The sequence below is a fragment of the Pelagimonas sp. genome (assembly GCF_050633425.1).
GTDB lineage: Bacteria > Pseudomonadota > Alphaproteobacteria > Rhodobacterales > Rhodobacteraceae > Pelagimonas.
Map to the genome: position 1 here is coordinate 1 of NZ_JBOEGM010000007.1, position 17,448 is coordinate 17,448.

At 53.5% G+C, this 17,448-nt stretch carries 18 protein-coding genes; 8 read left to right on the top strand and 10 right to left on the bottom strand.

Features of this window, described 5'->3' with window-relative positions; genetic code table 11:
- Window positions 1-214: 214 nt before the first annotated feature.
- The 7 genes from ACRBB0_RS05445 to ACRBB0_RS05475 are packed head-to-tail and all read right to left on the bottom strand — an operon-like array spanning window position 215 to window position 8,711.
- Window positions 215-1,549: an efflux transporter outer membrane subunit gene (locus ACRBB0_RS05445; RefSeq protein ID WP_431373394.1), complete on the bottom strand. Its 1,335-nt coding sequence runs from the start codon at window positions 1,547-1,549 to the stop codon at window positions 215-217.
- A 26-nt stretch (window positions 1,550-1,575) separates the two neighbouring features.
- Window positions 1,576-2,634 (bottom strand): AI-2E family transporter, encoded by a 1,059-nt coding sequence (locus ACRBB0_RS05450; protein ID WP_431373395.1) that lies wholly within the window; start codon window positions 2,632-2,634, stop codon window positions 1,576-1,578.
- Window positions 2,631-3,044 (bottom strand): hypothetical protein, encoded by a 414-nt coding sequence (locus ACRBB0_RS05455; RefSeq protein WP_431373396.1) that lies wholly within the window; start codon window positions 3,042-3,044, stop codon window positions 2,631-2,633. The genes ACRBB0_RS05450 and ACRBB0_RS05455 overlap by 4 nt, the downstream gene beginning before the upstream one ends.
- Entirely contained in the window at window positions 3,041-6,202 is a 3,162-nt protein-coding gene (locus ACRBB0_RS05460; protein WP_431373397.1) for an efflux RND transporter permease subunit, read from the bottom strand. The genes ACRBB0_RS05455 and ACRBB0_RS05460 overlap by 4 nt, the downstream gene beginning before the upstream one ends.
- Before the next feature lie 3 nt (window positions 6,203-6,205).
- Window positions 6,206-7,414: an efflux RND transporter periplasmic adaptor subunit gene (locus ACRBB0_RS05465; RefSeq protein ID WP_431373398.1), complete on the bottom strand. Its 1,209-nt coding sequence runs from the start codon at window positions 7,412-7,414 to the stop codon at window positions 6,206-6,208.
- Window positions 7,411-7,854, bottom strand: coding sequence for a DUF2147 domain-containing protein (locus ACRBB0_RS05470; protein WP_431373399.1), 444 nt, complete (start codon window positions 7,852-7,854; stop codon window positions 7,411-7,413). Before ACRBB0_RS05470 ends, ACRBB0_RS05465 begins: the two co-directional genes overlap by 4 nt.
- A gap of 2 nt (window positions 7,855-7,856) precedes the next feature.
- Window positions 7,857-8,711 carry an ABC transporter six-transmembrane domain-containing protein gene (locus ACRBB0_RS05475; protein ID WP_431373400.1) on the bottom strand — a complete coding sequence of 285 codons (855 nt, stop codon included), beginning with the start codon at window positions 8,709-8,711 and terminating at the stop codon, window positions 7,857-7,859.
- Between the two features lie 34 nt (window positions 8,712-8,745).
- On the opposite strand from ACRBB0_RS05475, the gene ACRBB0_RS05480 reads away from it, so the two are divergent.
- The 4 genes from ACRBB0_RS05480 (at window position 8,746) to ACRBB0_RS05495 (ending at window position 11,289) form a co-directional block, all read left to right on the top strand.
- On the top strand, window positions 8,746-9,414 hold the full coding sequence (locus tag ACRBB0_RS05480) for a TetR/AcrR family transcriptional regulator (protein ID WP_431373401.1): 669 nt from the start codon (window positions 8,746-8,748) through the stop codon (window positions 9,412-9,414).
- 312 nt (window positions 9,415-9,726) lie between these two features.
- Window positions 9,727-10,149, top strand: coding sequence for a hypothetical protein (locus ACRBB0_RS05485; protein ID WP_431373402.1), 423 nt, complete (start codon window positions 9,727-9,729; stop codon window positions 10,147-10,149).
- A gap of 4 nt (window positions 10,150-10,153) precedes the next feature.
- Window positions 10,154-10,828: a helix-turn-helix transcriptional regulator gene (locus ACRBB0_RS05490; RefSeq protein ID WP_431373403.1), complete on the top strand. Its 675-nt coding sequence runs from the start codon at window positions 10,154-10,156 to the stop codon at window positions 10,826-10,828.
- Window positions 10,825-11,289 carry a DUF6194 family protein gene (locus ACRBB0_RS05495; protein ID WP_431373404.1) on the top strand — a complete coding sequence of 155 codons (465 nt, stop codon included), beginning with the start codon at window positions 10,825-10,827 and terminating at the stop codon, window positions 11,287-11,289. Before ACRBB0_RS05490 ends, ACRBB0_RS05495 begins: the two co-directional genes overlap by 4 nt.
- A gap of 107 nt (window positions 11,290-11,396) precedes the next feature.
- Here the strand turns inward: ACRBB0_RS05495 and ACRBB0_RS05500 are convergent, their stop codons facing one another.
- Window positions 11,397-11,957, bottom strand: coding sequence for a DNA-3-methyladenine glycosylase I (locus ACRBB0_RS05500; RefSeq protein WP_431373405.1), 561 nt, complete (start codon window positions 11,955-11,957; stop codon window positions 11,397-11,399).
- 3 nt (window positions 11,958-11,960) lie between these two features.
- Window positions 11,961-12,257 (bottom strand): hypothetical protein, encoded by a 297-nt coding sequence (locus tag ACRBB0_RS05505; protein WP_431373406.1) that lies wholly within the window; start codon window positions 12,255-12,257, stop codon window positions 11,961-11,963.
- A 110-nt stretch (window positions 12,258-12,367) separates the two neighbouring features.
- On the opposite strand from ACRBB0_RS05505, the gene ACRBB0_RS05510 reads away from it, so the two are divergent.
- The 4 genes from ACRBB0_RS05510 (at window position 12,368) to ACRBB0_RS05525 (ending at window position 15,928) form a co-directional block, all read left to right on the top strand.
- Window positions 12,368-13,261 (top strand): LysR family transcriptional regulator, encoded by an 894-nt coding sequence (locus tag ACRBB0_RS05510; protein WP_431373407.1) that lies wholly within the window; start codon window positions 12,368-12,370, stop codon window positions 13,259-13,261.
- Window positions 13,262-13,375: 114 nt separating this feature from the next.
- Window positions 13,376-13,591 (top strand): helix-turn-helix transcriptional regulator, encoded by a 216-nt coding sequence (locus tag ACRBB0_RS05515; protein ID WP_431373408.1) that lies wholly within the window; start codon window positions 13,376-13,378, stop codon window positions 13,589-13,591.
- Between the two features lie 250 nt (window positions 13,592-13,841).
- Window positions 13,842-14,714 (top strand): tyrosine-type recombinase/integrase, encoded by an 873-nt coding sequence (locus tag ACRBB0_RS05520; RefSeq protein ID WP_431373409.1) that lies wholly within the window; start codon window positions 13,842-13,844, stop codon window positions 14,712-14,714.
- A gap of 11 nt (window positions 14,715-14,725) precedes the next feature.
- Window positions 14,726-15,928: an IS91 family transposase gene (locus tag ACRBB0_RS05525; protein ID WP_431373410.1), complete on the top strand. Its 1,203-nt coding sequence runs from the start codon at window positions 14,726-14,728 to the stop codon at window positions 15,926-15,928.
- 545 nt (window positions 15,929-16,473) lie between these two features.
- On the opposite strand, the gene ACRBB0_RS05530 is transcribed toward ACRBB0_RS05525, so the two are convergent.
- On the bottom strand, window positions 16,474-17,337 hold the full coding sequence (locus ACRBB0_RS05530; protein ID WP_431373411.1) for an NAD(P)H-binding protein: 864 nt from the start codon (window positions 17,335-17,337) through the stop codon (window positions 16,474-16,476).
- Window positions 17,338-17,448: the final 111 nt, after the last annotated feature.

Below are 17,448 nucleotides of genomic sequence, written 5' to 3' on the forward strand. Positions count from 1 at the left end.
TCAATGAAGGTCCGGAAAGTCCCGCGCAGCAGACCTTTGCCATAGAGTGGCCAGAGGACCGCTTTTTCCGAAAGCCGACCTTGCGATGTAAACGCTTGACCGTCTGCTGTGCGGGACAAAGGGAACTTTCGCTGCACTTGCGCCAATATCCGCATTCATCTCAGAAGTCTCTGCCCGAGGTTTGGCCGCAATGAGGTTCTTCCTATCAAGTTTTTCAACCGCGACCAGTTGCAATTTGCAACTCGACCCAAGATATCGCGACATCCTGAACCGCTTGAGCGAGTTGCACCTGTGAATCCAACGTCGATCGCTCAGTTTCGAGAAGGTCGATAAGATCAAGATCGCCATCCGTGAAGACAGATCGAGAAAGGTTTAGGGTCGTTTCCTGTGCGGCAACAGAACCTCGTAAGAGTTGGACCCTACGACGGGACTGAGCCAGATTTGACGAAGCGGCCTCAACACTTTCGACTGCGGTAAGAACGGCAGATCTCCAAAGAAGCTCAGCTTCCTTGGCGGCAGCGATGGCTTGGTCTCTCGTGGCGCGTCGAAGACCGTGGCTCAACACAGGAAACGAAAGCAGCGGGCCAAAACTCCAACTCTCGGTGTCGCCCACGGAGACGTTGCCGGATAGTGTCAGAGATGGATACAGTTCGGCTTCGGCGACGCCGGCGCTTGCAACTGCTGCCGCAAAGGAGCGCTCTGCAGTGCGTATTGAAGGAATGTTACGCAATAGATTTGCGGGTGTTCCCGTTGACGGTGTTCTGCCAGGCCACGGCAGTGGAGCCCCACGTTGCATGTCTGCGAAGATACTCTGAGCGCGCACATCAATCAGAGTTGCGATGGCAAAAACCGCCGCGTTGAAGCCAGCAATGAAATTAGGAAGCTCGGCAGTTGTGGCCTGGAGGTCCGCATCCGCCCGTGCCAGATCAAGCTGAGATGCCGCGCCTTCGTTGACTTGAAACTTAACGAGATCGAGCGTTTCTTCACGGGTCTTGATAGACCTCCGCGTTAATTCTGCGGCTTGCTGATTGAAGCGTGCGGAAATGTAATTTCCAACGATGCTGCTCAGAAACGCGAGCCTGGCATCACCCACAGAGAAACCTGCTGCTTCCAACTCGGCAAGTGCCTGCTCCCGTCCACGCCTAATACCCCCGAATAGATCAATGACCACTGATCCCGACAGCGCCGACGACCTGTCTTCGGTCGTCGGCAGGCCCTCCCCGCCGCTTCTGGTCAGACTTGCAGATAGACTCCCATCCAACTGCGCATTCAGTCCGGTCTGACGTACCCCGGCTTCGGCTTGCTCGATGCGCGAAAGGGCAGTGCGCACATCCAAGTTTGCAGAAAGACCGCGATCAATGAATGTACTGAGTCTGCCGTCGCGCAGGTCAGTCCACCACTTGTCAGCGCTGACATCTCCATTATCGGTTGTTCCTCCACTTAGGAACCGCGCGCCTAGGTCAGCATCGGGAGTTCTGAAATCTGCTCCAACGGGCGCACAGCCAGCAGTCGCCAACAAAGACAAAAGAGTTTTCCCACGTGTCCACATGATAGCGTCCCCCATCCATTTGTTTTCTAAGATTGTGCCGCAGGTGAAGCTTCAACTGCGACCTGTAGTTCCACCACGCCGCCAAGTAAATCTCGGCAATAGAGTTCGCGTACTAGAACGGTGAGTGTCACGAGCATGGGTACTGCTAGAAAAACCCCAATGATCCCAAAAATCTGAGCGGCAATTATCTGCGATATGAGAATGCCAGCAGGTAGGATGCTGAGGTTCGCCTTCATCATCGCGGGCGTGATGAAGTTTCCTTCGACAAACTGGATCAGCAGATAGATCGGCAATGCGACCAAGATGATCCATGGGTCTGCGGCGGTAAGTCCAAAAACGACAATTGGGATAATGGGCAAGATCACACCAATTGTCGGAATGACGGTCGCGACGCCAACAAAGATTGCAATCTCAAAGGCGAACGGAAATTCGAGAAGCTCGAAGCTGACGAAGACGAGTCCTACAGTGACCGCAATCGAGAGGCTCAGGGTACGTAGCCAAGCGCGTAATTCCCGAACAATCATGTCAATCACCGAACCAATGCGCTCACGATTAGCTTCAGGCAACAAGGCAAGGATTACGCTTCGATACTCGTTGGGAGTCGCGAGAAAAAAGATGGCCAGGACAAAGGCCAAGATGGCCTTGCCGATCGAACTTCCTAGATTTTGAAGCCGTCCGAGTATGTCTTGCATGAAGCCGCCAGCACCTCCTGCGGCAAACGTCGTTTGCAAGCCAGCAATGTCTGGCAGGAACGGAAATTCTGTGCGCCAGCTATCATATCGACCGGCAAGAACTGTTACGGCGTCACCGTACCTATTTGCGATCTGTGAGGCACTTTCCACGACCGCTGGTACAACTGCTGCAAAGACAACAAGCAGCCCCAGAAAGCAGAGAAAAACTCCAACTATCAACGATAGCCAGCGGGAAGCACCTCGGCCTTGTAGGAATTGCGCCGGAATCGCCATGACCATCGCGAGAAGCATAGCCAGGAACAGGAGCATCACCGTTGTTCGGAAGTACCAAAGAGCCAAAACCAACCCGATAATGGCCAAAACTCTGAGAATTTGTCCCGAAAACGCTGTCATGGCCTCGCATCCTCAAGTTGGCGGATGCGCTTTTCGATGGCAGAACGCAGCGTAAGGTTTTCCTCAAATTGGCGTTTCTGTTGGAACTCAATGAAAATCACGGTTGCGACGGATCCAATAAGAGCCGCGCCCATTTCAAACACGAGGTCAACAACCACGTTGTTGAGGAACTGTGACATCTGATCTGCATAGGTCTCTGCGATGAACTTGGAACCGGCCACAAACACCATGGCCAACGCAAGCGCCACCCAAAGACTCTTGAGTTTCAACGTTTCCCGATTGGTGATGAGGTCAAGCCGATCAGGGTTTTCACTAAAATAGCGAACGTCATCATCATCCAGATCGTCAAGCTGGGTAAGCAAGACCATTTCTCTGAGACTGGCCGATTGGCTTTCTCGACCACTGGTCATGCCGGTTGGGCTGCAATTTGCTGCCGCTGCTGTTTGGAGGACAGCAGCACGTAGAGGCTAGGGACCACAATGAGAGCGAGGATTGTTGCCAAGGCCAGACCGAGAATGATGGCCATGCAAAGCGGATACCAGGCAGGCGAACTCAGCGCCAACGGCGTCAAACCGACAATCGTTGTGATCGAGGTAGTCAGGATCGGGCGCAATCGGTCCGACGCGCCATGCGCCGCTGCATGATAGGCGTCCATCCCGTCCTCAAGCCGATGATTTATTACTTCGACCATCACAATGGAGTCATTAACGATGATGCCGACCAGAGCGATGATGCCAATCATCGCTGCGAAGGACATTGGAATAGACAGAAGCCAGAAGCCAGTGAAGACGCCCGTCATGGCCAGAGGTGCCATTGCCATGATGATAATCGGTTGCTTGAACGAGCTGAAAAGCATTGCAAGAATGGCGAACACCAGCAGCAGCGCGATTGCAAATGCCTTACCTGCGCTCGAATAGGTTTGGGCGGAACTCTCGACCTCTCCCCTAAAGCGATAGCTGGTCCCCAGTGGCCAATCTTTTGACACCTCTTCTAGGATTGGAGCCAACCGTGCGACCACATCAGCAGACGTGATTTCGCCTTCAAGGTGGGCCTTTACTGTGACAGCCCTGTCGCCTTCAGCATGGACAATTGCCAGCGGCACAGAATCCAATTCAACGTCCACAAGTGAGACAAAGGGTACACGCTCACCGCGCTCTGTGATCAGGCTGAGAGACTCCAGTTCATGTATGGCAGTCGGACCTCCTAGATCGCCGTTACGGCTTGGGAATGAGACACCAAGTATGATGTCCAGATCAGGGAGCGAACCGGGCTGGGAGAATGTGCCAATTTTGTCGGCGGTCAGTGACGCACGAATTTGGGACAGTAAATCGGCCTCGCTCAGTTCATAGAAACTGAGAGCTTCGGACAAAGCCGTAAACCGAGCTTGCGACTTGAAGGCACCAAGCGTGTCCCGAATGTCGGTAACGCCTTCTATCTGCGCCAACTCTACGCGAATGTCTCTTGCGACGTCACGGAGTGTACCAATTTCCTCGGCTGTGATTTCTATCTGGATCGGCTCAACACTGCTTGACCCGCCGAGGTCTGGCGTGAGGCGTAACACGGCTCCGGGGATATCCGCCAAGGCCTCTTGTGCCACGGCCCTGATCTCCGGCAAGTACTCAAAGGCGAGCTTCTCACGTTCCGATTTTGGCAAAAACTGTACAGAAAACCCCACAAATGAAAACTCTTCGAGAGGTTGCAGATACTCCGCGATAGAGTTCAGTGACAAGGGGCTTCTCTCGCCCGAATGCGTAACAACACTAGAAAAGTAGGGCAACTCTCGGAGCGCTTCACCAACCTTAGACGCAACGGCTTCGGCTTCGCTGAACGTCGCATCCGGGCGCAACTCAACAGAAATCCCAAGTGACCTGCGATCTTCCTTTGGATAAACGATTTGCTCAAGTTCAGTTGCCAGAAAAATTGAACCCGCAAAGGCACCCAATGCAAGCGAAACTGCCAACCCAGACCGCCAGCGGGTCTTCAGTGGACCTTTGATCAGGAAGGTGTTCAGTTTGTCGCTGGCGTACTCGGTGATCTTGTCGACGGTTGTTTTTTGAACATTCTCCCCGCGACCCAAGAAAAAGCGCGACATGGGAATACACACCAGAAACGCAATCGCGAGACTGGCGACAAGACAGGCAATCGCTGTGAACGGGATGATGCGTATGAACTTGCCTTCGACCCCAGCGATTGTCATCAATGGCACCATGGCCAGAATCGTTGTCGCCTGCCCTGAGATTGCGGGCATCAGGAAGTTACGCACGGTGGCTTTCGCGGCCTCGGCAAATTTTTCGCCGCGCACGTAAATGCCTTCATGCATACCCTCCATCACAAGAATGAAGACATCCACCAAGATACCCAGGGCGATCACCATACCAAGGAACGCCAGTGTGTTGAGTGTATAGCCAAAGTAGTCGAGGATCATCAGTGCCGCCAAGAGCGTCACCGGCAGCGCCATTGCTGCCACCATCGCCTCGCGCCAGGTCAGCGCGATCAAAAGCACCAAAAACACAGCCGCAACACCTTGTATGAGGTTCGACTGAACTTCCCAGAAGCTCGCTTCAATGATCTCGCTTTCACTGGAAAGCTCTTCGACTGTAATCGCTTGGGGCCAACTCGCGCCCACAGTGAACTCATCGACAAAGGTGCGGATGCTCTCGATTGTTTGAAGCGTGTCCCCTCCGGGGCGTTTCAAAACCGACATCGAAATGACGTTTGCAAAGGGCGTGCCGTCAATGCTGGCCTGTGTCGCTGTATATTTTTCGCGCAGCCCGATATAAACCTCGCCTAAATCGTTGAGGCGCACGACACGACCGGTATCGTCCCGATAAACAGGGATGTCGCGGATGTCTTGCAGGTCCTGAAACCGACCTTGCAGATAGAGCGGCAGCACACCTTCCGTACTTTCGAGAAACCCCCAGGACAGGTCTTGGTTGCTCGCTTCAATTCTTTCCTGAACAATTGTCGAGGTCAGGCCATGAGAACGCAACAGCGCCGGATCAAGTCTGACGTGAACAGCGCGCGCACGATCTCCCTGAAGGTTTGCCCTTCGAACACCTTCGACGCGTTGTAACTCCCTCTGCAAACGCCCCGCTGCTTGGTTTAAAGAGAAGTCGTCAACGTCACCTCTGATCACATAGGTCATGATCGGGCTGTCGTTGACGGAAATCTGTTCAACCTGCGGACTTCGTGCCGCCTTTGGAAAACTTGTTTGTGCCTCCGCCACCTTGGTCCGCAATGCCTGCATAGCGGATGGAATATCGACATCCGCCTTAAACTGAACAGCGACAATTGCCGCTGAGTTGAAGGCACTCGATGAGAAGCTCTTAAGACCCGGCAAACCACGGATCGCAACCTCAATTGGTTTGACCAATTCTTCTTCGACCTGATCTGGAGACGCACCGATCCAAATCACCGAGATCGTAGCTTGTGGGATCGCGAGATCAGGGTTGTTTTCCCTAACCATCGACGTGTAGGACAGCAAACCACCAATGAGGCAGGTGAGCATCAGAACGATAGCAAATGTCGGATCGAGAATGAAAAACCGAAGGGCACCTTTCTCCTGCATGTCTCAGTTCCCTTCACTGACAAGACGAACGGGGCTGCCATTTGCAAGAAGGTGTTGACCGCGAGTTACCACGCGATCACCGGCAACAAGACCTTCAGTTGCTTCCATGAAGGTTAGCCCTTCAAGTCCGCGAGGTATCTCGCGCATTTCTACAGATGTCCCATCCTCAGACAGCACAAACGTGAATAACTTGCGGTCTTGGTCGATGAGGGCCGTGTAAGGGACGCGCAATGCGTTCTCTCGCTCATTGACCGCGATCCACGCACTTACAAAATCGCCGTCAGACAAAAAGGGTGTTTCTGTATTGGTGCGAACTTTCACTTCAACAGCGCGATTTTGCAGGCTGACGGATGGGCTCACAGACCAAACATCAGCTTCTACTACCAACGGATCGGAGCCAGTCTTCGCATAGTTCGATATGGCCGCACCACTCAAACCTACCAAGACCCGCTGCCCTTCTTGCACACCAATCGCCTGATACGGAGGAACAAAAAGCGTCACCTCAAAACTTGTGTCATCTATGAGAACTACGGCTGCGGAGGCTTCGCGTTCACGCGGCGACGTTTCACCGGGGCTTTGACCAACGAAATCACCCACACGGACGTTCATGAGAGAGACAACACCGTCGAAAGGTGCGCGCAACAACGTGTAGGATTGCGCCAACTCTACCGATCTTACTTGGGCTTCAGACGCCAGAACCGCAGCGCGCGCTTCTGATAGCTGTGCCTCTGCACTTGTGAAGGCAGCCTGGGCTTCTTCAAGAGCCGCGCGAGTGGAGGTCCCCCGCTCACTCAGGCGTTCTTGACGCGCCAAAGCCAAACGAGCTTGTTCCAGCACTGCTTCAGCAGCACGGACACGTTCCCGCGCGGCCGCAACAGCAGCGCGCGCTTCTTCCAACTGATTTAAAGTCTCCCGGTCGTCAATGCGCGCGAGAAACGGAATGTCACCAGAAGCTCTGGCGCCTGCACGAAGGGCCTCGCCGTCGTCCCCGTTTGCGATCTCGATGATCCGTCCCGGCCTTTCGAAATAGAGGTACTCTTTCCGGGCCGCTTCTGCGATGCCCTCAAGGAAAATCCACTGCGTGACCGGCCCAGTTTCGATGGTTTCAACTGCAACAGAGATTCCGGGTGTATCTTGCGCATGTGTAAGTGTCGCAAGTCCGGAAACCACCGTGACCACAAATGCATTGAGAAGACTTGTCCTTTTGATCATCCCGCACACTCCTCTTCAATTCTATTGACCTGACTCCAACGTAACGATGCGAAACCGACGCTGACGGTGGCGCTTCCGCCCTGATCTTGGAAGGTCGCGGCGTAGTCTTTGCCACTTTCTGGGTCGAGCAAGCGACCACTACTGTACTCTCCGGGGTCCCCGGTCGGTATCATGTCCCAAATGATCGGCAAGCCGCACAACTCTGCTCTCGCATTTGCGATCTGTGGGTCTGTCCTTGCGCCGGGCACCCCGACAATAATTCCGCACAGCGCATCCGAACCTTGTCCGCAGCTTCCAGTGGCGATCACAACGGCATCATCATCGCTTAACCAAAGTTTTTCGGCTGGCTCGGCCACAGCGGCAGCACTGGAAAGCAACAAAGCAACCAGTGATTCCCGAGTGAAGGCCCAGTTAAAATTCTTGTATTTGCACAGCCCCATGATCAGTCCTCGGAGTTTATTCTGTCAGTGATTTCGCTCAGCCTGGACCACGCCTGTAGGGCCATCGGCAGCGCGAGCGCGGCTTCGACATACTCCCAAGAATATGTCGCGATGGAAAAGATCTTCCCTGCTGTAATGTCGGACAACTGCGCGCCAAGGTTCAGGTTGTAGATGATGAAAGCAATCTGAAACATAAAAATGCCACCATAAACGATGGCTTCAGTGTCAGAGATCGACACCTCATGACGCCTCAACAGGCTTAAGTGACCAAAGATTCCGCGTCGCTTTCCGGTATCCAGGATCGCAACCTGTTTTTCCTTCTGTGCGTTCAATGCGGCGTTGAACCTGAAGAAGCTGCGGTGGAAACACGAGTAGACCAGAACCATACCTACGACGACGGCGATAGACGCAATGCCCAGCCGAATATGGAATATGATCAGCACAACAAAAGAGACGATGATCTGGATCGTTGCTGTGATCAGCTCCGGCACTTCGTTTTCAAGGAAGTCAACCAGCTCACGGGCCATGTCCAGGCGCGCGCTGCGCTTTGAGACTTCCATTGATTGACGCTCGGTTGTGAGCTGCGAACCAAGCCTAACACGGATCATGCCGTAGACTCGTGTGTCATAAATGCGCCTACTGACCGCAACCACTCCAAGGATCACGAGAACACCGGCCAGAAGCCACAGTTCCTCCTTCTGACCGTTCAAGAGGCCGTCAATTGACAGGCCGATCAGTAGCGGTATCAGAGCAATCAGAAAGTTCTCGACCAGAACTATCAGCCATGTCACCGCGATCCTTCCGCGAAAGTCGCGAATGATCGAAAACAACGTGATCGGCCTCGTCAGATTTGGCATTGCGGTGTAGGTTTCTATCTAGAGTAGCAGCATAATGAACGAACGTACGTTCGTCGATATGAAATCTCTTGTCGAGTTGCAAGAGACAAACTACCTACGCCTTATGTCGACTGTCGGAAAACGCGCCCTGGCCACCGAGGCCCGACGCCTCCATATTTTGGAGGCCGCTGCGGCGTGCTTCGTTGAAAAAGGTTTCCATCAGACAAGCATGCGTGACATCGCCTCTGCTGCCGGTGTGAGTTTGGGCAATCTGTACAACCACTTTGAGAGCAAAGCTGAATTGATTGGTGAATTTGCAAAGTCCGAGGAAGGTGACTTGCATGACCTGATCAGTAAATTCTCGGGCTTTTCCGATCCCCTTAAGGCGATCTCGAAATTCTCGGATAGCTACTTGACGATGTGCTTAAGGCCAGGTGCCCTTGAATTAACAATTGATGTCATCTCTGAGGGGCTTCGGAACCCCAGAGTAGCGGAACTTTTTGACCAAAATCGAAAACAACTTGTGGCGGCTTTGATCGACGTTATTCGAATGCTACCGAATGCCAATGGTAGTCATAACGCATTGAATCATAAAGCCGAAACTATGCTCGACATCGTTGAGGGCATGGCAATTCGCGCATCGTTCACTCGGCGGAACCTATCGTCTTCGGATAAGAAGCGATTAGCATCAAGCCTGATTTCAGTCGCCACACAATCGGACTGAAAACGTACTGACGTCTCAGCATGTCGATTTCCCCAAAACCGGACGTTCGGCTGTTCCGCAGCATCAGTCGATTTGGGCTCTTCAATAGCCTTCGCCGCACTTTTCTCGAAGGTCCGCTCTCAGCTTCAGACACTCGGCCAAAAACCTGCCAAAACCGCAAAGGTTTTGCCGGGGGTTTTTGTCATAGCTAAGAGATTGTTTCTTGGTGAGGCAGGGCAAACCGGCGTAAACGACCGTTTATGTCACCTGCGGTATCCACCATTTTGGGCTAATTGGCATTAGATAACTGACAGACCGTGTCAGTTGGGATGTGTGAAGAGCGAACTTCATGAATATTGGAGATTCGACATGAAGAAAATTCTGCTTTCAGCAATCACATGCATTTCAATGGCTGGCGCAGCCAGCGCACAAGACTGCAACGATACTGCGCGCGGTGTGTCCGCCGTTGCCGAGATTGTTGAATTTCGTCTTGTTCAGGGCACTACCGACGAACAGTTTTTGAATGCAGCGGCAACCTCAATGACATACCTTTGTTCGGTTGATGGTTTTGTCCGGCGCAGCCTTTCACAGGATGAGACTGGTTTATGGACAGATTACGTTGAATGGACTGATTTGGATATCGCTCAATCTGCTGCAGAGGCCGCAATGCAACGTGAAGACATGATGCCATTCATGATGACAATCGATCCTGATACAGTTGCGCTGCGGTATTCGGTAATTCGTCCAATAAAGTAAGAGCATGCGCAGAACAGATCGGCTTTTCAGCATTATCCAGATTTTCCGTGACGGGCGACTGCACAAGGGCGCAGATATCGCGGAGCGAATGGAGGTATCGCTCAGGACAATCTACCGCGACATTGACACACTCATTGCCTCGGGCGTTCCGATAAACGGCGAGCGTGGTGTTGGATATATGATGACGGAGCCGGTCTTTCTGCCACCGCTCAACCTGTCTCCCGGAGAACTGGAGGTTCTGGAGCTTGGCATTGCCTTGGTTCAATCGGGCTTCGGGAAAACCCTGTCAGAGCATGGCAAAAGCCTCAGCGATAAGGTGAGGGTGGTCTTACCTAGACCTGAAATGCTTGATCCAGGTCGAGGCGCGATAGGTGTTTATTCTCAGCGGTTTCCTGATGCGGTGCAAGACGTGTTGGAAGTGACCCGACGGGCCATCCTCAGTCGCTCGGTTTTGGAGTTTGATTACTGCTCACTGGACGAGAACCAATCACACCGGATCATTCGCCCACTGGAGATCGAGGCATGGGATAGCACCCTGACCGTGACCGGATGGTGTGAAACGCGCGGTGATTTCCGGGTGTTTCGTTTGGACAGAATGTCAGGCACACGCCTGCTGGAACGTGGTTTCAGGCCTGAAGCTGGAAAACGCCTAAATGATTATCTTGAAAGAACAAAATGACCTATCTGACCCCCGCCACAATCCTCAATGACCTAGTAAGCAGCTTTGACGGAACTGTTGCTGTACAAGCCTGGGGCGAGACATCGCTTTTCTACAATCCGTGCCGCGTTTTGCCACGGGGAGTCTACTTTGCGACGATAAAGGAAAAGGACGGAGCAAACGACAGCGCCTCGAAACTGGATCGGGACGGCATTTTTCGCCTAAATGTCGGCACGAGCAAGCCGCTTTATTTTGAAAGGTTTGGCCCACCTCCGCCGCGTCCCGGCAAAGGTGGCATTGTGGAAGGGCCGTGGAATTTCACCAAATTGAATACGCTGACGCCTCATCCCGTTTACGGATGGATGAGTTGGGTTGCGGTGCTGAATCCAACCGTCGAAACACTGGGCGACATGCGGCCTTTGATAGACGCAGCGTATGCTAAGGCTAAGGCTTCCTTCGAAAAGCGCCGCTCGTCATCATAGATCCTCGTGACATTTGAGCACCCAAGCCAAGATCGACAGTTTCTGGAAGTTTTCAAGGCCCGCTGTGCTGAATCGTCGTTTGCCGTCACGATATTGAACATTGTTGTTTACTTAAGGGCGGCACAGATCTTGTGCTGGGGGCAGGTGAACACGTGATCGTTAACCATGCCCACAGCTTGCATCCATGCGTAAACAGTTGTGGGGCCGCAGAACCGAAAACCTGCTTTCTTCAAGTCTTTTGAGAAGCTCTCTGAAAGCTTTGTTTTGGCTGGAACATCCGACAAACTCTGGAAATTGTTCTGAATCGGATCTCCACCAACCGCATCCCAGCACCAACTTTGGAAATCCCCGATTTCGAGGTAGGCGCGGGCATTTGTGATTGTTGCTTCGATTTTCCCTCGATGTCGGACAATGCCTGCATCACGCAACAGTCGAGCGACGTCTGCCTCGCCCCAATTGGCGATAATGTTTGGATCAAACCCCTCAAATGCGGATCGAAAATTGTCGCGCTTTTTCAAAATCGTGATCCAATTCAACCCTGCCTGAAACCCTTCCAGAATAAGCATCTCCCACAATGCACGTCCGTCGCGCAGCGGAACACCCCATTCGCTATCATGATATTCAAAGTAAATTGGATCGGGCCCGGCCCAGCTGCAACGTTCCATCATGGGTTATGGTAGATTGAGAAATTCGATGGTGACGCTGGTTGGGTCAATCAATGACATCAGTCCAGCAAATGAAGGTTTCGGGGCCATGAGATCATTTGAAGCAAGGGCGTCTTCCCTGTTGTCCCAAATATAAAGATCGACCCATTGGCCATCATCATCTTTGTAAAGATCCTGTTTCACAAAGCCCGGCAAGGTTTTTAAGTCTGGTAGCAACCGATCAACCGCATCGGTCATTTTTGCGTCTGTCACGCCATCCAAGGCGGTCCATTTGACAAGTTCCACCACGTATTTCTGGGTCATTTCAATATCCTTTGAGGTAGGTGTGACACCCAAAACGGTGCCATCAGCCACCTTTTAACGAACAACGCAGTCCTTTATTAGCACCAATACCTGACCTATTGTTCCAAATTATGAACAGTAAATTTTACTCCCAACTCGAAGTCTTCGTGGCAATCACACGTCATGGATCAATCGTTGAGGCCGCCAACTCGCTGCGCATATCCAAGTCCAACGCAAGTCAGAAACTCATGGAATTGGAACTGGACCTTGATCTAAAGCTCTTTCATCGAACGACGCGAAAGCTTGCACTGACCACAGCTGGTAAAGCCATGTTGGATAGATGCGAAAATGCAGTCGATATTGTCTCGTTGGCCCGCTCTGAACTTGGAGGAGCCGCGCAGCAAGGGGTAGAGATTTCGGGTGTCGTGACACTGGCAGGCTCAAATATCTACCTCACAGAATATATTATGCCGAAGCTAAGCCCGTTTTTATTGCAATACCCGAAAATCAGGCTCCGTTTTGTAGGTGGTGATCACCCGGCGGATCCCCAAGTAGATGGCATTGATCTGCGCGTTAGAGTAGGTGAAGCGGACGCCGACGGTGCCAAGACGTTTCCACTAAAACCTATTGAGCGTGTCCTGTGCGTCGGTTCACCCGCGATGGCTTTGGTCACCCATGTTACCCACCCGAAACACCTGGCCGATCTTCCATTGATCATGAGGGTACAAGAAAAGCCCATTTGGGTTTTGAGGTCAAAAACCGAAAACTGGACCTTCGAGACATCGCCGCCGCAGGTATTGGTCAACTCGTATGAGCTTTGTGTTCAGGCGACACGCAACGGGTATGGTTTAGCCGTTTTAGCTAAAGAAATTGTCGATCCTGATCTAGCGACTGGGAAGATCATTCAGCTTTTGCCGGATTGGCATATTGACCCGCTTCCCGTTGCGTTGACCGCGCAATATTCAAAGCTTGCTAAGCCTCATGTTAAGGCACTAGCGATGTTTTTAGCAGAGACCCTGAAGTAAGTGATTGCACAGAACCGGACGTTCCCCACCCTCCCAAAGCCACCACTTTAGTTCGATACGAATGTAGCATATATCGCGTGGCTCCGGCTCGTTAGTGACGGCTAACCTACCGTCATGAAACTTCGTGAACGCATTGCTCAAAACATCATCAAACACCGTAAAGGCGTAGGCTTAAGTCAAGACAACTTGGCAAAATGCGCCGGTGTTAGCCGCGCATACATAGGTCATATTGAAAACGCGCGACATTCGATTAGCTTAGACACCTTGGAAAAAATCGCGGATGCGCTTGATGTTGATGCGGCAGATTTGATGCGCCCACTGGTCAAGTAAGTACGCAAGGCCCAATCCTGTCATAGTAGCCAAGCACGCGCACAAGGGACCGATTTCGCAGCAAATCTGAAAACCCGACTTTCGCGGCACTACTTAAGAAGTGGTAAGATGCGGGACAAGGACGAAACCGCTCTCGCGGTATTGGCGCTTTTGGCGTGTGTTGCACATAGATTGGGGCGCGGTGATTTTGTGAACTGACGAACCTGTTGGACGATTGAGACCTTCTCAATCTGACCAATAGGAGGTTTCAATGTCAGACCAATATGTACCAGCGCTGCGCCAGCGGTTTCTCGAAGATATGCAGATCAAGGGACTGCAGCCGAAGACGCAGACGATGTATTTGCGTGCGATGCGGGACTTCACCCGGTTCCTTGGGCACGCGCCGGACAGCGCGACACCGGAAGAACTGCGGGCGTTTCAGCTGGATATGAAAGAGCGCGGTGTTGGTGCGCCAACGTTCAACAACCGACTAACGGTATTGAGTTTCTTTTTTGCGGCGACCTGTCCTCGGCCTGAGATGAAGCGGCACATGCGGTATCAGCGGGCAGCCAAGAAGATCCCAGTGGTACTGAGTGCGGAAGAAGTCACCCGTATTATCGAAGCAGCACCAGGGCCCGGGCTGAGATATCGCGCAGCCTTCAGCGTGGCTTATGGTGGCGGGTTACGGGCAAGCGAAGTCACCCATCTCAAGGTCGGTGATATTGACAGCGACCGGATGCTGATCCGGATTGAGCAAGGCAAGGGGCGCAAAGACCGGCAGGTCATGTTGTCGCCCAGCCTGCTGGACCTGTTGCGCGACTATTATCGAGAAGCCCGCCCGAGGGGCTGGATGTTCTCAGGTCGTAACCGGGTTGATCCAATCTCGACGCGGCAGTTTAACCGTGCCTTCAAGGTCGCTTGCGATTTTGCGGAGATCAAAAAGACCGTGTCGCCCCACACCTTGCGGCATAGCTTTGCCACACATCTGCTGGAGAGCGGGACAGACATCCGGGTTATCCAAGTGTTGTTGGGCCATGCGAAACTGGAGACAACAACGGTCTATACCAAGGTGGCCACCAAGACGATCCAGAGTGTGACCAGCCCGCTTGATTTGTTGAAGCGGCGAGAGGCCAGTTCAGGTTAGACCCGGCCTTCGTGCCGCGTTCCAAACTGGAGGTTGCGGATATCTTCCGCGCCCATGGTGCTGCCTATCGCCGTGAGCATGCTGGGCATTTGAACCTACCACAGCTCAAGGTGATGTCTTCCATTGAGACTTGCCGGACTGCCGCTCTTGGCGGGCATGTGTCAGCTTGCACCAAGTGTAGCCATCAGCACATCGCCTATAACTCGTGTCGCAATCGACACTGCCCGAAGTGCCAAGGTGCGGCGGCGCAGGACTGGATGCAGGCGCGCATGGAGGATCTGTTGCCGGTTGAATACTTCCACGTGGTCTTCACGCTTCCGGCCCAGATTGTTGACATCGCCTATCAGAACAAGGCCGCCGTCTACGGTTTGCTGTTCAAGGCGTCGGCCCAGACGCTTCTGACCATCGCGGCCGACCCAAAACACCTTGGTGCAAAGATTGGCGCGACATCGGTTCTGCACACATGGGGCTCGGCGATGATGCATCACCCGCATGTTCATGCCATCGTGCCCGGAGGTGGGTTGTCTGCTGATGGCACACAATGGATCGCCTGCCGCTCTGGGTTCTTTCTACCTGTGAAGGTCCTGTCGAAGCTGTTCCGTCGCCTCTTTCTTGAAGGGCTGATCCGATTGCACAAGGCGGGCAAGCTCAAGTTCTTCGGCGATCTGACAAAGCTGGCAGACCCCGACACCTTCGCGGCCCATCTCTCGCCACTGCGTAAAACCGACTCGGTGGTGTATGCCAAACCTCCCTTCGGCGGGCCTGAGGCAGTGCTGGCCTACCTCAGCCGTTACACGCACCGTGTGGCGATCTCCAACCATCGCCTCGTCAGCGCAGATGCCGACACAGTGGCCTTCCGCTGGAAAGACTACCGCATCAAAAAGGGAGACCGGATGAAGGTCATGCGCCTGACCACGGATGAGTTCATTCGCCGGTTCCTTATCCATGTCTTACCCTCTGGCTTCCACCGCATTCGCCATACTGGCTTCCTCGCGAATGGCATTCGCCGTGACAGGATTACAAAGATCAGGCGCTTGCTGGATGCCGAACCAAAACCCACTCAAATGCCAGACGAAGTCACAAACTCCGAACCCGACGATCCGCCCGCGCACCAGCCTTGCCCCAAATGCGGTAGTGCGATGGTTATCGTTGAGACCTTCCTGCGCGGCCAAACACCCAAATGCCGAGCACCGCCATGGGAGGCCGCCGCATGAGACAACGAGACAAACCGACCTTGCCTTACGCAGACGCCGGACCAATCAGTGCGTCCTTCTCAGACAATCCCATGCCACATCATGTCCGCGGCGGCAAAATGGGACACCAAAGTACAAGGTCATGCCGGGAAAACCGCCCGGCCGCTGCCGCCTATCGGCAAAATCCCATCCGATCTGCGCATCAAAACTCGCAGCCGTAGCCCACAATCCCCATAGCTCCATAACAGCCCGCGCTTTCCCCCTTGTCGGATTTGTCGCCGCTGCGGCACGCCTGAACTCACACAACGCGGGACGAAGTGTGAGTTAGCTGCGATTGCGCCAATGGCTGCTTTGGCGGATGTAAGACTTTCTCTGGCGTTCAGGGCTATCCACGGAGGCGTGAGGTCCAAGTGGACACTTAAGTCTCTCGCTGAACGGTCACATCCGTCGAGGTGGTGTCAATTCTCGGGTGGCCTGAGGTCACGATCAGGTGGCTTGGGTTGATTATGCGATCACTGTGCTTGGTCCCCGGTTGGTTATCTTTCCAAGAACTCCACCGTTCATCATCATCCCAGATGCCGTTTCACAACATTCTGCATCGGGCGTGGTTTGCGACCCAGCAGGCGCTCAAGTGTGGGATCCACCATTGCGAATTCCCCTGCCTGTGCGGCGCGGTAGTAACCCAGAATGACGCTTTTTACCGGTTCCGGTAGGTTGGCTCGCCCCAAGTTCTCGATCATTTCTTCTTCGTTGATGATCTGGCGCTTGATTGTTCTTCCTGTCGCCCCGCTTGCCATCTGCGCGAGGTCAGCAAGGTCAAGCCCCTCGCTGCCGGTGAGGGGTGGCGTCACGCCTTCGAACGTCTCTTTTCCAGCCAGCAAAAGCGCATCGGCTTGAGCCAAATCTTCATGGGTCGTCCAAGCCACCTTGCCATCCGCCGGCCCCACCAAATTGCCACTCGCAAATCCCTGCGCATTCATATGCATGGCGCTCTCCGCATAGAACCCATGCCGCATGGACGTCCACGCCAGACCTGAAGCAGCCAACATTGTTTCCGTTGCGGCATGATGGCGCCCAGGCGGAAAATGCGACTGCGCATTGGCCGACACCTGGCTGGTGTAGAGTAGCCGTTCGACACCCAGTTCCTTGGCCACAGAAATCGCCGTTTCGTGCTGTTGCAACGGGTCGCCTCCACTGGAAGCTGCATTTGAGGACACCAGCAGTACTCGGCTGGCCCCTTCCCACGCGTGGCGCAGGCTGTCAGCGTCTTCGTAGTCCCCACGCCTTACGCGTACGCCACGCGCCGCGAGATCGGTCAGTTTTTCCGGATCACGTACGCTGACTCCGATTTGGTCCGCTGTCACGAGACGCTGCAGAGCCTCAACCACAAGTCCGCCGAGTTTTCCCGAGGCTCCTGTAATGATGAGCATTGTTCAATCTCCATTTTCTGAAACGCGTCAGTTGGCGCAATACTTGTTGATGATCGACAAAATGACTGTTCTGAAATAACAGTATAAGATATCAAAAATGGATTGGACTGT

Bases quoted from the DNA above. Each gene is read 5' to 3' on its own strand.
- ACRBB0_RS05455 (WP_431373396.1), bottom strand. From the start codon at position 3,044: ATGACCAGTGGTCGAGAAAGCCAATCGGCCAGTCTCAGAGAAATGGTC.
- ACRBB0_RS05490 (WP_431373403.1), top strand. From the start codon at position 10,154: ATGCGCAGAACAGATCGGCTTTTCAGCATTATCCAGATTTTCCGTGAC.
- ACRBB0_RS05450 (WP_431373395.1), bottom strand. From the start codon at position 2,634: ATGACAGCGTTTTCGGGACAAATTCTCAGAGTTTTGGCCATTATCGGG.
- ACRBB0_RS05460 (WP_431373397.1), bottom strand. From the start codon at position 6,202: ATGCAGGAGAAAGGTGCCCTTCGGTTTTTCATTCTCGATCCGACATTT.
- ACRBB0_RS05475 (WP_431373400.1), bottom strand. From the start codon at position 8,711: ATGCCAAATCTGACGAGGCCGATCACGTTGTTTTCGATCATTCGCGAC.
- ACRBB0_RS05445 (WP_431373394.1), bottom strand. From the start codon at position 1,549: ATGTGGACACGTGGGAAAACTCTTTTGTCTTTGTTGGCGACTGCTGGC.
- ACRBB0_RS05500 (WP_431373405.1), bottom strand. From the start codon at position 11,957: ATGATGGAACGTTGCAGCTGGGCCGGGCCCGATCCAATTTACTTTGAA.
- ACRBB0_RS05465 (WP_431373398.1), bottom strand. From the start codon at position 7,414: ATGATCAAAAGGACAAGTCTTCTCAATGCATTTGTGGTCACGGTGGTT.
- ACRBB0_RS05495 (WP_431373404.1), top strand. From the start codon at position 10,825: ATGACCTATCTGACCCCCGCCACAATCCTCAATGACCTAGTAAGCAGC.
- ACRBB0_RS05530 (WP_431373411.1), bottom strand. From the start codon at position 17,337: ATGCTCATCATTACAGGAGCCTCGGGAAAACTCGGCGGACTTGTGGTT.
- ACRBB0_RS05510 (WP_431373407.1), top strand. From the start codon at position 12,368: ATGAACAGTAAATTTTACTCCCAACTCGAAGTCTTCGTGGCAATCACA.
- ACRBB0_RS05515 (WP_431373408.1), top strand. From the start codon at position 13,376: ATGAAACTTCGTGAACGCATTGCTCAAAACATCATCAAACACCGTAAA.
- ACRBB0_RS05520 (WP_431373409.1), top strand. From the start codon at position 13,842: ATGTCAGACCAATATGTACCAGCGCTGCGCCAGCGGTTTCTCGAAGAT.
- ACRBB0_RS05470 (WP_431373399.1), bottom strand. From the start codon at position 7,854: ATGGGGCTGTGCAAATACAAGAATTTTAACTGGGCCTTCACTCGGGAA.
- ACRBB0_RS05505 (WP_431373406.1), bottom strand. From the start codon at position 12,257: ATGACCCAGAAATACGTGGTGGAACTTGTCAAATGGACCGCCTTGGAT.
- ACRBB0_RS05480 (WP_431373401.1), top strand. From the start codon at position 8,746: ATGAACGAACGTACGTTCGTCGATATGAAATCTCTTGTCGAGTTGCAA.